The following is a 12,615-nucleotide window of genomic DNA, read 5'->3' as shown; positions in this document are numbered from 1 at the left end:
GCGGAGCCTGTTGGCCTGTGCGGCTGGAAAAGGGTGGGCCGGTTATGCGCCATGAGGTTGGCGCAGCGCCGTTTCGGCAGATGCCGCCCGATGTTTCGCCGCAGTGACGAAGAGGTCGTGCGTGTTACGTGCGAATGAACTGCCCGCAGGAGCTGTGGGCCGCCGATACCCTCTGCCCACGTCACGTGCACCACAGCAAAACCGGCCGCGACGGCTACCCGATTGACCTGGCGCAGGGGAGCCGAGTCGGGCTTCACGGGGTGGCTGTCGCGGCCGGCGTCCTTGGGTGTCGGCGTCCGCGGGGGTTCAGGGGTCTGCGGGTCCGCCTGTCAGACGGCTTCGGCGGCTTCGGGCAGCTGGGCTGCGAGCTGGTCGGTGAGATCGAGAACCTCGGCGACGTCGCCGAAGTCCCGGGCGGCCGTGTCGACGGTCTTGCGGAGCCGGTTGTTGACCCGCTCGGAACGGACCCGCTTGGCGACGCCCAGGGCCTGTCCGGCCAGCACCACGGACTGCTCGGGCTCGCGCTTCAGCAGGTGCACGGTGGCCATGCCGATGAGGTTGAGTGCGTACGACCGCTGGTGCTCGTCGTCCTTGCCGAAGAGGTCCACGGCACGCGCCATGACGGGCTCGGCGAGCGAGGCGTACGTGGGGCTGCGCCCGGCGACGTAGGCAAGGTCGCGGTAGGAGTGGGCGTTCTCCCCGTTGAGCTCGGCCTCGGAGAAGAAGCGGATCCAGTCCGGCTCGGGCTCGCCGTCGATGCCGGAGTCCGCGAAGGTCTCCTCGGCCATCCGGACGGCCCGCTTGCACTTGCTGGGCTGGCCGATGTTGGCGTAGGCGCGGGCCTCCATCGCATACAGCATGGCCTGGGTCCTGGGCGTCGCGCAGTCCCGGCTGCCGTACTGCGCGAGGTGGATGAGCTCCAGCGCGTCGTCGGGGCGGCCGAGGTGGATCATCTGGCGGCTCATGCTGGACAGGACGTACGAACCGAGGGGCTTGTCGCCCGCTTCCTTGGCGGCGTGCAGGGCGAGCACGAAGTATTTCTGCGCGGTGGGCTGGAGGCCCACGTCGTAACTCATCCAGCCGGCCAGCTCGGCCAGCTCGGCGGCGCATTTGAAGAGCCGCTTCGACGTGGCCTCGGGCTGCGGCTCCTGGAGAAGGTCGGTGACTTCGTGGAGCTGTCCCACGACGGCCTTGCGCCGCAGTCCGCCGCCGCACTGGGCGTCCCACTGGCGGAACATCATGGTCGTGGATTCCAGCAGGTCCAGCTCGGGCTTGGAGAGCCGGGACGGCCGTCGCGACACGGCGGCCGGCTCGGGGTGCCCGGGCTCGCCGGGGGGCACCGGCACCAGCCAGCGCTGCATGGGCTCGATGAGGGCGGGGCCCGCGGCGAGTGCGAGCGATGTCCCGAGGAAGCCGCGCCGGGCGAGCATCAGGTCGCTGCGCGAGAACTCGCTGAGCAGGGCGACCGTCTGCGGGCCCGCCCAGGGCAGGTCGACTCCGGACACCGAGGGTGACTGGTGCGCGGTGCGCAGACCGAGGTCCTCGACGGCGACGACGCTGCCGAAGCGCTCGGAGAACAGCTCGGAGAGGATGCGCGGAATCGGCTCGCGCGGCTGCTCGCCGTCCAGCCAGCGGCGTACCCGGGAGGTGTCCGTGCTGATGTGGTGGGCGCCCATCTGGCGTGCCCTGCGGTTCACTTGACGTGCGAGCTCGCCCTTGGACCAGCCGCTGCGCACGAACCATGAGCCCAGCTGCTCGTTCGGGCGCTTCCCAGCGTTGATACCGCCTGCGCCACTGCCGCTCACTGGAACGCCCCCATCCCGCTGAAGCCTCTTTGCGTGAACCCCTGACAGAGTGCCGTGAATTGCGGCCTCCTGTCCGGAGGATGCGCCCCTTGGAACAGGAGTCCGGCTTGCCTCCGGCATACCCATGGGCGCGTCTTTTCGGGGTTCGTGTACTGAAAGTAATCCTACGATCACCCCTCCGGCCATGGGGATTCCAGAAACGCCACCATTCGCCACCCCTTCGAATGAACTCGGTTCCGGCCTGGCGCGATTCACTTGACATACGACGACCAGGGGCTGGCGGGGCGATGCGCGCCGGAGCGCGCGGGCTGGGCCGCACCACCCTTTGTGACACTGCGCGCCGCAGGACAGGCCGGTGGCAGCGGGGAGGAGCGGCACGACACGGCTCCTGTCGTAACCAGTCGTAACCACCGGTGCACTGGACCCGTTGGAGGGGGCATGGGCTTCACGATCGGCCGGGAAATGCGGTCCGGCTCACGGCGCCGCGGCCGCACATCAGAGTGCACAACGGTGGCGGAGTACACCGGGATTTGGGGCTGGGCAGTCGTCCCGGGCGCGAGAGCGTCGGCCGGGGGTTCCGGAAACTCGGCGCCGCGGGAGTGCTCGTGCGGCGATACGTCGTGCCGGGCACCCGGCGCCCATCCCCTGGGCTTCGCGCCCGAAGTTCCGGCTGGGGCCACGCTCGACGAGGTCACGCGGACCTGGTCCGGGTTCCCCGGTGCGGCGATGATGCTGCCCGTCGGGCGCTCCTTCGACGTCCTCGACGTCGCGGAGGCGGCGGGGCGCCGGGCGCTCGTACGGCTGGAGCGGATGGGGTTGCCGCTCGGTCCGGTGGCCGCCACGCCTGATGGCCGGGCCCACTTCTTCGTCGCGCCCGGAGCCGCCGCCGAGCTTCCCCAGCTGCTCTACCGGATGGGGTGGGACGACGCGGACCTCGACCTGCGCGGTCTGGGGCCCGGCGACCACATCACGGCGCCGCCGTCCGACTTCGGCGGCCTGGGACCCGTCCGCTGGCTGCGTCCGCCTGCCCTGGACACGGCGGAGGCGCCGCCGCAGGCACGGCTGCTGCTCGGCACGCTGGCGTACATCTGCCACCGCCGCCCACCGGCTGCGCCCTGACGCCCTTCGGGCGTGGTCCTCAAACTCCCCCAAGGACTTCGTCCAGGGGGGAACCCCCACGGGCTGGAAAATCCAGCCCGTCCGGCGTTTGAGGACTTCAGGAAGGCGCGGGTGAGGGGAAACCCGCTCAGTCGCCGATCAGCGCATCCACGAACGCCTCCGGCTCGAACGGCGCCAGATCGTCCGCGCCCTCGCCCAGGCCCACCAGCTTCACCGGTACGCCCAGCTCGCGCTGGACCGCGATCACGATGCCGCCCTTCGCCGTGCCGTCCAGCTTCGTCAGCACGATGCCGGTGATGTCCACGACCTCGGCGAAGACACGCGCCTGCACCAAGCCGTTCTGGCCGGTCGTCGCGTCCAGTACCAGCAGCACCTCGTCCAGCGGACCGTGCTTCTCCACGACGCGCTTGACCTTGCCGAGCTCGTCCATGAGCCCGGTCTTGGTGTGCAGACGGCCCGCCGTGTCGATGAGTACGACGTCGGCGCCCTCGGCGATACCTTCCTTCACCGCGTCGAAGGCGATCGACGCGGGGTCGCCGCCCTCGGGCCCGCGCACCGTACGCGCGCCGACCCGTTCGCCCCAGGTCTGGAGCTGGTCGGCGGCGGCCGCGCGGAAGGTGTCCGCCGCCCCCAGCACCACGCTGCGGCCGTCGGCCACCAGGACGCGGGCGAGCTTGCCGGTGGTGGTGGTCTTACCGGTGCCGTTGACACCGACGACCATGATCACGCCGGGGGTGTCGGTGTCGCTCTCGGTCCTGACGACGCGGTCCATGTCCGTACCGAGCAGGTTCAGGAGCTCCTCGCGGAGCAGCGTGCGCAGCTCCTCCGGTGTCCGCGTGCCGAGCACCCGTACGCGCTCGCGCAGCCGGTCGACCAGCTCCTGGGTCGGGGCGACGCCGACGTCCGCGGTGAGCAGCGTGTCCTCGATCTCCTCCCAGGTGTCCTCGTCGAGGTGCTCGCGGGAGAGCAGGGTCAGCAGACCCTTGCCGAGCGTGTTCTGCGAGCGGGCGAGTCGGGCGCGCAGCCGCACGAGACGGCCAGCGGTGGGTTCGGGGATCTCGATCTCGGGCGCGAGAGGCTCGGCGGCGATCAGGTCCTCAAGGCTGACGGGCTCCTTGACGGCCGTCGGGGCGTCGGGGAGGTCCACCTCCTCGATGGTCCGGCGCACTTCGTCGCGCGGTGGCGCCGCGTCCTCGCCGACCTGCGGTTCGGCGGGCGGGGCAGTGACGGTCGGCGCGCTCGGCGGCGCTGCGGGCGGCAGCTGCTTCTTCTTGCGGCTGCTGACCACGAGCCCGCTGATCGCGCCGATCACGACCAGGGCGATGACTACAGCAAGGATGACGATTTCCATAACTCACCCAGTATCAGTCACGTCTATGCCCGAGGAGTGTTCTCGGAGGATCACACGAGGGTCGGGGCGTCGCTTTGGACCTTTTGGGCTGACCGTACGTTGGTGTGCCCGTAAGATGCTGTTCGTTCCCCCCACCCCTGCACGGAGTTCCCCCATGCCTGAAACGTCCGCCCCGGAGTCCGAGGGCGCGATAGAGACCCGCGGTCTTGAGCCCGTCCCCGACGACGAGCGCTCGGGCCGCGTGCGCGAGCTCTTCCCCACCTGGGTCGCCGCCAACATCAGCGTGCTTCTTCTCACCATGGGCGCGGGTCTGGTGGTGTTCAACAAACTGAACATCTGGCAGGTCCTGACCGTCGCCGTCGCGGCGCCCGTCGTCTCGTACGGGCTCGTCGGCCTGATCTCCATCGCGGGCAAGCGCGGCGGCTCGCCCGGCATGGCGCTCTCCCGGGCGGTCTTCGGCCAGCGGGGCAACCTCTTCCCCGGCTCGCTGATCTGGATCGCGCGCTGGGGCTGGGAGACGATCAACGCGGTGACCGGTGCGTACGCCGTGCTGACCGTGCTCGACCTGCTCTTCGGGATCAAGAGCAACACCGTGCTGATCGTCGTGACGCTGCTGCTCTTCGTGGGCTGCACGTTCCTCGTCTCCGGTCTGGGCATCAATGCCCTGCGCCGGTGCAGCACCTGGTCGACGTACCTCTTCGGCGCGTTCAGCGTCCTCGTGCTGGTCTATCTGATCGCCGACACCGACTGGTCGGCCGTCTTCTCCAAGCCGGCCGGCTCGACCGCGATGATGATCGCGGGCATCGGCACCATCGCGGCCGGCGGCATCAGCTGGGTTCCGTCGGGCCCCGACTTCACCCGCTACCTTCCGCGTACGGCGTCGGGCAAGGGCCTGGTCGGCACGACCATCGGTGGCGCGGGCGTCGTCGTCCTGCCGATGGTGCTGATGGGCGCTGTGATGGCCGTCAGTACGCCGGACCTGGCGTCGGCCTCCGACCCGGTGTCCTTCATCGGCGAGCTGCTGCCGAACTGGATCGCCGTTCCGTATCTCCTCATCGCCCTGATCGGCATGCTGCTGATCAACTCGATGTCGATGTACTCGGCGGGCTTCACCGCACAGACGCTGGGCATCAACGTGCCGCGCGCCTGGGCCGTGAGCGTGAACGCGGTCATCAGCCTGATCTTCGGCTTCCTGCTGATGGTGGTGGCGACCAGCTTCTTCGGCTCGTTCATCTCCTTCCTGACGCTGCTCGCGGTGGCGTTCTCGGCGTGGATCGGCGTCTTCGGTGTGGACATGCTGAGCCGTCGTACGTACGACGGTGACGCGCTGATGGACACCAAGCGCACCAGCGCCTACTGGTACCGGGGCGGCTTCGCCTGGCAGGCCATGACCGCGTGGGGCATTGCCCTGGTGGTGGGCATGCTCTTCACCAAGGTCGACTGGTTCAGCGGACCGCTCGCCGGCTCCTGGATCGGTCGCAACGGCCTTGGCTGGGCGGCGACTATCGTCGTAGCGGCTCTGCTGTACGCCGTGCTGCCGAGGCAGAAGGCCGCTGCCGGGGCGCCGGAGTCCGGCATGAGCAAGGATGCCGAGCCGGAGCCCGAGTCCGAGCCCGCCGGAACCCTGTCCATCTGACGAAACGTCAACTAACGTCCCCCTTCGCCACATCGACACCCGGCGGAGGGGGACGTTTCGTCATGGCCTTCACAGTGGTCCGCTTCAACCTCGTCGATCCCGACGCGACACCCGAGACGCTCTCGGCCCGCTACCGGGCCGCCCTGGAGATGGCCGCGTACGCCGACGACCGCGGCATCGACACCGTCCAGACCGAGGAGCACCACGGCGCCGCCAATGGCTGGCTGCCCTCCCCCTTCGTCTTCGCGGGCTCGGTCTTCGGTGCGACACAAGGAAATTCAGCGGCGCGAAGCGCCTCGTTGAGGGGTGGTGGTCGGGAGACGGGCGGGCGCATCTCGGTGACGGTCTCGGCGATCATCGGGCCGCTGTACGACCCGCTGCGGCTGGCCGAGGACATCGCCGTACTCGATCTGATCAGCAAGGGGCGCCTGGTCACGGTCGCGGGCATCGGTTACCGGCCGGAGGAGTACGAGCAGCTGGGCGCCGACTGGGGCAGACGCGGCAAGCTCCAGGACGAGCTGCTGGACACCCTGCTCCAGGCGTGGACCGGTGAGCCCTTCCCGTTCCGCGGCCGCAGCGTCCGCGTCACCCCTCGCCCGTACACCCAGCCGCATCCCCTGCTGCTGATCGGCGGTTCCTCGAAGGCCGCTGCCCGGCGTGCCGCCCGCTTCGGGCTGCCGTTCTTCCCGAGCGCGCATCTGCCCGAGCTGGAGGCTTACTACCACGCGCAGCGGGCGGAGTTCGGGACCGACGGCTTCTGCATGATGCCGGCGGCGAAGACGCCGCTGCTGCATGTCGCGGAGGATCCGGACCGTACCTGGGCCCTGTACGGCGAGCATTTCCTGCACGAGGCGCAGACGTACGCCTCCTGGCAGTCCAAGGACATCACGTCGGCCGTACGTTCCACCGCGACCAGCGTCGACGCGCTGCGCCGCGAAGGTGTGTACCGCGTCGTCACCCCGGACGAGTGCGCGGCGCTCTCCGGCGACAGCCTGGTACTGCATCCGCTGTGCGGCGGGATGCCGGTCGACGAGGGCTGGCGCAGCCTGCACCTCTTCGCCGAAAACGTACTGCCCCGGCTCAAGGGATGAGCCGGGGCAGTACGTGATCGAGGAGAGGGGCGGCGGGGGATTTAGCCCATCTCCTCCAACGCCTTGCCCTTGGTCTCCTTCACGAACTTGAGCACGAAGGGGATCGAGAGCACGGCGAAGACTGTGTAGATCACGTACGTCCCCGAGAGGTTCCAGTCGGCGAGGCTCGGGAAGCTCGCGGTGATCGCCCAGTTGGCGATCCACTGCGCGGACGCGGCGACACCGAGCGCGGCGGCGCGGATCCGGTTCGGGAACATCTCGCCGAGGAAGACCCAGACGACGACACCCCACGAGAGCGCGAAGAACAGCACGAAGACGTGGGCCGCGATCAGCGCGACGATGCCCTGGGTGTGCGGCAGCGTGCCGTCGATGAGGTCGGCGGAGAAGGCCCAGGCTTCGAAGGCGAGGGCGAGCGCCATGCCGGCCGAGCCGATGAGCGCGAGCGGCCTGCGGCCGATCCGGTCGACAAAGACCATGGCGATCACGGTGCCGATGATGTTGATGATCGACGTGGTGAACGAGTAGAAGAACGAGGCGCTCGGATCGATGCCCACCGACTGCCACAGCGTCGCGGAGTAGTAGAAGGCGACGTTGATGCCGACGAGCTGCTGGAAGACCGAGAGCCCTATGCCGACCCAGACGATGGGCAGGAAGCCGAAGCGGCTGCCGAGCAGGTCCCTGAAGGTGGACTTGTGCTCGCTGTGCATCGCCAGCTCGATCTCGGCGATGCGCACGTCGAGGTCGATGTCCTTGCCCTCGACTTCGGCGAGGACCGTCTTGGCCTGGTCGATGCGGCCGGCCGCGATGAGGAAGCGGGGCGACTCGGGGATGGCGAAGGACAGCAGTCCGTAGAGGACGGCCGGGACGACCATCACGCCGAGCATGACCTGCCAGGCCTCGATGCCGAACAGGTCGCCGCGCTGGTCGCCGTCGGCCGCGTTGAGGAGGCCCCAGTTGACGAGCTGTGAGACGGCGATGCCGATGACGATCGCGGCCTGCTGGAACGCGCCGAGACGGCCGCGGTACGCGGCGGGAGCGACCTCGGCGATGTACGCCGGGCCGATCACCGATGCCATACCGATCGCGATACCGCCGAGCACCCGCCACATGGCGAGGTCCCACAGCGAGAACGGGAGGGCCGAGCCGACCGCGCTGACCGTGAACAGGACGGCGGCGATCTGCATGACACGGATGCGGCCGATGCGGTCGGCGAGACGGCCCGCGGTCGCGGCGCCGATGGCACAGCCGATCAGCGCGATGGCGATGACCTGGGCGAGGGTGCCCGAGCCGATGTCGTACTTGCCCCGGATGCCTTCGACGGCGCCGTTGATCACGGAACTGTCGTAGCCGAAGAGGAAGCCGCCCATCGCGGCCGCGGCCGTGATGAAGATGACGTGGCCGAGGTGTTCCGGGTGGGCCTCGCGGGCTCCGGACACCGGCGGTTGCGCAGTGCTGGTCACATGAACTCCTGGGGCCTGGCCGCGTCAAGCCGCCCACCACTTGAAGGTAAAAACAACGTTGCAGAGACTATGCCTTCAAGTTTCGAAGTCAAGGGGGAGTGGTGCGCCAGGCAGTTACCCAGCCGGGACCACTTATGTTCAAGATTTGAAGATCGGGTGCCTGATCAGCGAAGACGCTGGCTGATGACCTTGGAGACGCCGTCCCCCTGCATGGAGACGCCGTACAGCGCGTCGGCGACTTCCATCGTCCGCTTCTGGTGCGTGATCACGATCAGCTGGGAGCTCTCCTGGAGCTCCTCCATGATCCGGATCAGCCGCTGCAGATTGGTGTCGTCGAGGGCAGCCTCGACCTCGTCCATCACATAGAACGGGCTCGGCCTGGCCTTGAAGATCGACACCAGCATGGCCACGGCGGTCAGCGACCGCTCACCGCCCGACAGCAGCGAAAGCCGTTTGACCTTCTTGCCCGGCGGCCTGGCCTCGACGTCCACACCTGTGGTGAGCATGTTGTCGGGATCCGTCAGGATCAGCCTTCCCTCACCGCCAGGGAAGAGCCGCGAGAAAACGCCTTCGAACTCCCGTGCCGTGTCCCGGAATGCCTCGCTGAAGACCTGCTCGACGCGCTCGTCGACCTCCTTGACCACCTGCATCAGGTCGGTCCGCGTCTTCTTCAGGTCTTCGAGCTGCTCGGAGAGGAACTTGTGCCGTTCCTCCAGAGCCGCGAATTCCTCCAGGGCGAGCGGGTTCACCTTCCCGAGCTGCTGGTACGCCCGTTCGGCCGCCTTCAGCCGCTTCTCCTGCTCGGCGCGTACGAACGGCCGGGGCTGGTTACGCGGATGGTCCGGATCGTCGGACAGCTCTTCGCCCTCGGCCGGCGGCGACGGCGGAACGGGCTGATCGGGCCCGTACTCCGCCACCAGCCCCGCCGGTTCCACCCCCAGCTCCTCCAGCGCCCTGGTCTCCAGCTGCTCGATGCGCAGCCGCTTCTCCGCCCCGAGCACCTCGCCCCGGTGGACCGAGTCCGTCAGCTTGTCGAGTTCGCCCTTGAGCTCCCGCCCCCGGCCGCGCTCCACGACGAGGTCGCTCTCACGCTCCGCCTTGGCCGCCTCGGCCGCGGCCCGCTCCTCGTCTGCCCGTACGAGCGACACCTCGACGTGAGCCAGCAGCCGGCGCGCACCGGACGCGACGGCCCCCGCCACCTGCGCCTCGTGCCGCAGCCGGGCACGCCGCTCGTCCGCGCGCGCCCGCGCCTCACGCTCGGCGCGCGCCCCGCGGTCGAGCGCGTCCGCCCGCCCCGCGAGCCCCTTCACGCGCTCCTCGTGCGTACGGACCTGAAGCCGGGCCTCCATCTCGGTCTGCCGGGCATTGGCACCGTCGGCCGCCAGCCGGTCCCGTACGGACGTGTCCGGCTCTTCCTGTACGGGCGCCTCCTCGGCCACGAGCAGCCGCTCCGTCAGCTCCTCGGCCTCCTCGGTGGCCCGCTCCAGCGCGTCCTGGGCCTTGGCCGCCGCTGCGGCGGACCGCTCGGCCTCCCCGGCGGCGCCGCGGGCCTGTCCCGCGAGGCGGCCGAGCTGCTGCGCGACCCCGGACTTCTCCCGGTCGGCGGCCCGGCGACGCTCCCCCAGCTCCTCGACGAGCGCGGCACACGCGGTACGCCGCTCCCCCGCCCGGCGCTGCGCCCCGGCCAGCTCCTCGCACCGTACGGCCAGCTCCTCCAGCTCGGCGGCGGCCTCGTCGACCGAAGCCTGCACTTCGAGGAGGCTCGGCGCCCCCGCGGAACCGCCGTGCGCGAAGTGCGTCCCGAGTACGTCGCCCTCGGCGGTCACAGCGGTGAGCCCGGGATGCGCGGCGACCAGGTCCTCGGCGTCTTCCAGCGTCCCGACGACGACCATGTCCCGTACGAGCCGCTGGACGGCGCGCAACAAGTCGTCGGGCCCCCGCACCAGTTCGGCGACCGGCAGCGGCTCGTGCGCGTGCGCCCCAAAACCGACCCTTTGACCGGGCAGCTCCCGGCCCCGTCCCTCGCCGGGCGCCTCGCCGCGTCCGGCAGGAATCGCAGCGGCGGCCACCCGCCCAGGTTCCGCACAGGCAGCCGACTCGACCACGCCGGCATCGTCCTCGGCAGGGACGGCTCCTGCCCGTGCAGCGCGGATCGCCTCTGCGGGCACACGCGCAGGCTCTGTACCGACCGGAGGCCCGCCGTCGGCTCCGGCCCTGACTGCTTCGATCGCCTCCGCCGAGCCGGTCCGGGCGGGCACCGCTCCCCTTGCCGGAACGTCCGCCTCCCGGCCCGCGCCGCCCGCATCCTGCTCCGGCAGGGTCACGACCGCCGGAGGGTGCGCAGCCGGCGCAGCCCCCTGGCTCGGCACAGCGGGCGCACCGGCGCCCCGCGCTCCCCCCATCAGCAGCGCCGCCCGGCCCGCGTCCTGCTTGCGCAGGAGGCGGATCGCTTCGGCTGCCGTCGCAGGGTCGGTCACGGCGATCGCGTCGGCGGCCGCTCCCAGCGCCGCCGCCACCGGGATCTCGAAGCCCGGGGTCACCGTGAGGAGCTCCGCCGCAGGGCCCAGCAGGCCCGCGAGCCGGTCGTGCGCGGCGAGCAGTACGCCCGTCCCGTCCTTACGGCGCAGACCCAGGGCCAGCGCGTCGTGCCGGGCGGACGTGGCGGCCCGCTTGCGCTCCGCCGCGGTGACCGCCTCCCTGGCCGCCCCGAACTCCGCCTCGGCCTCCGCCAGCTCCCGCTTCGCCGCGTCGTGCCGCTCACCCAGCTCCGCGTCATCCGCGTCCAGACCGTCGACCTCAGCCTTGAGCTGCTCGTACTCCTCCTGGGCCGCGACCGCCCGTTCCTGGGCCTCGTCGCGCGCCGCGGCCAGTCGGTCGATCTCGGCCTGCGCCGAACCGGCACGGCTGCGAGCCGCGTTGACCTGCCCGTGCAGCCGGGCGAGGCCCTCGCGCCGGTCGGCGATGGCCCGGGCCGCGTCCTTGAGCCTGCGTTCCTCGGCCGCCAACTCCCGCTCAAGATCGGCCCGGTGCTCGACCGTGTCCTCCAGCGCCCGCTGCGCCGCCTCCAGCGCTGCCTCCAGCTCCGCCTCCTGCTCACGCACCCTGGCGGCTTCGCGCTCCATGCTTTCAGGGTCTCTGAATCCCGGCCCACGCCGATCCTCCGGAGGCGCGGCCGTCGCGCTCTTCACCCGGGCGTCGGCCAGCGAGACGGTGCCGCGCACCCGCTCGGCCAGCTGCGACAGCTCGTACCAGGTCTGCTGGGCCCGCTGGAGCCGCGGCGCCAAGCGGCGTACCTCTTCCTCCAGCTCGGCCTCGCGCGACAGTGCGGCCCCCAGCTGTGCCTCGGCGGCGTCCTTGCGCTCCTTGAGGGCGGCCTCGTCTGCGATCTCGGTCCGCAGCGCCTCACGCAGCTTCACCAGGTCGTCGGCGAGCAGCCGCAGGCGGGAGTCGCGCAGGTCGGCCTGGATGACGGCGGCCCGCCGCGCCACCGCGGCCTGGCGGCCCAACGGCTTGAGCTGCCGCCGCAGTTCGTCGGTGAGGTCCTGCACCCGCGAGAGATTGGCCTGCATCGCGTCGAGCTTCCGAAGCGCTTTCTCTTTCCGCTTGCGGTGCTTCAGAACACCGGCGGCTTCTTCGATGAAAGCCCTGCGCCCCATTGGATCGGCATGCAGTACGGAGTCGAGCTGGCCCTGCCCGACGATCACATGCATCTCGCGGCCGATACCGGAGTCGGAGAGCAGCTCCTGGATATCGAGCAGCCGGCACGTATCCCCATTGATCTGGTATTCGCTGCCGCCGTTGCGGAACATGATCCGCGTAATGGTTACTTCGGCGTAGTCGATGGGGAGCGCACCGTCGGAGTTGTCGATGGTCAGGGAGACCTCGGCGCGGCCGAGCGGCGGCCGCCCGGTCGTCCCGGCGAAGATGACGTCTTCCATCTTGCCGCCGCGCAGCGACTTGGCCCCCTGCTCACCCATCACCCAGGACAGCGCGTCGACCACATTCGACTTGCCTGATCCATTGGGTCCGACGACGCAGGTGATGCCTGGTTCGAACCGCAGTGTCGTGGCCGATGCGAAGGATTTGAAACCGCGGAGAGTCATGGCCTTGAGATGCACCGCCGCACTCTACCTTTCGCCGCCGGTTTCACCCA

The 12,615-nt window shown here is 70.1% G+C and carries 7 protein-coding genes; 3 read left to right on the top strand and 4 right to left on the bottom strand.

The window, feature by feature from the left end; genetic code table 11:
- Positions 1 to 329: 329 nt before the first annotated feature.
- Positions 330 to 1,805 (bottom strand): transcriptional repressor NsdA, encoded by a 1,476-nt coding sequence (gene nsdA, locus PXH83_RS22610; RefSeq protein ID WP_274562353.1) that lies wholly within the window; start codon positions 1,803 to 1,805, stop codon positions 330 to 332.
- Between the two features lie 438 nt (positions 1,806 to 2,243).
- Between nsdA and PXH83_RS22605 the strand changes: the two genes are divergently transcribed.
- A complete protein-coding gene (locus PXH83_RS22605) occupies positions 2,244 to 2,924 on the top strand; it encodes a bifunctional DNA primase/polymerase (protein WP_274562352.1) in 681 nt (226 codons plus the stop codon).
- A gap of 127 nt (positions 2,925 to 3,051) precedes the next feature.
- Here the strand turns inward: PXH83_RS22605 and ftsY are convergent, their stop codons facing one another.
- On the bottom strand, positions 3,052 to 4,275 hold the full coding sequence (ftsY, locus tag PXH83_RS22600) for a signal recognition particle-docking protein FtsY (protein WP_214927781.1): 1,224 nt from the start codon (positions 4,273 to 4,275) through the stop codon (positions 3,052 to 3,054).
- A gap of 154 nt (positions 4,276 to 4,429) precedes the next feature.
- On the opposite strand from ftsY, the gene PXH83_RS22595 reads away from it, so the two are divergent.
- Positions 4,430 to 5,911: a cytosine permease gene (locus tag PXH83_RS22595; RefSeq protein ID WP_274562351.1), complete on the top strand. Its 1,482-nt coding sequence runs from the start codon at positions 4,430 to 4,432 to the stop codon at positions 5,909 to 5,911.
- A 62-nt stretch (positions 5,912 to 5,973) separates the two neighbouring features.
- A complete protein-coding gene (locus PXH83_RS22590; protein WP_274562350.1) occupies positions 5,974 to 7,002 on the top strand; it encodes an LLM class flavin-dependent oxidoreductase in 1,029 nt (342 codons plus the stop codon).
- Between the two features lie 41 nt (positions 7,003 to 7,043).
- Here PXH83_RS22590 and PXH83_RS22585 read toward each other — a convergent pair whose 3' ends face one another.
- Positions 7,044 to 8,462, bottom strand: coding sequence for a sugar porter family MFS transporter (locus PXH83_RS22585; protein WP_274562349.1), 1,419 nt, complete (start codon positions 8,460 to 8,462; stop codon positions 7,044 to 7,046).
- A gap of 164 nt (positions 8,463 to 8,626) precedes the next feature.
- Positions 8,627 to 12,580 (bottom strand): AAA family ATPase, encoded by a 3,954-nt coding sequence (locus PXH83_RS22580; protein ID WP_274562348.1) that lies wholly within the window; start codon positions 12,578 to 12,580, stop codon positions 8,627 to 8,629.
- Between the last annotated feature and the right edge of the window lie 35 nt (positions 12,581 to 12,615).

It is taken from the genome of Streptomyces spiramyceticus, assembly GCF_028807635.1.
Classification (GTDB): Bacteria; Actinomycetota; Actinomycetes; order Streptomycetales; family Streptomycetaceae; genus Streptomyces; species Streptomyces spiramyceticus.
This window is presented reverse-complemented; position numbering and strand designations above follow the sequence as displayed.

Excerpts from the sequence above, each read along its gene's own strand:
- PXH83_RS22605 (WP_274562352.1), top strand. The coding sequence starts at position 2,244 with ATGGGCTTCACGATCGGCCGGGAAATGCGGTCCGGCTCACGGCGCCGC.
- ftsY (WP_214927781.1), bottom strand. The coding sequence starts at position 4,275 with ATGGAAATCGTCATCCTTGCTGTAGTCATCGCCCTGGTCGTGATCGGC.
- PXH83_RS22595 (WP_274562351.1), top strand. The coding sequence starts at position 4,430 with ATGCCTGAAACGTCCGCCCCGGAGTCCGAGGGCGCGATAGAGACCCGC.
- PXH83_RS22590 (WP_274562350.1), top strand. The coding sequence starts at position 5,974 with ATGGCCTTCACAGTGGTCCGCTTCAACCTCGTCGATCCCGACGCGACA.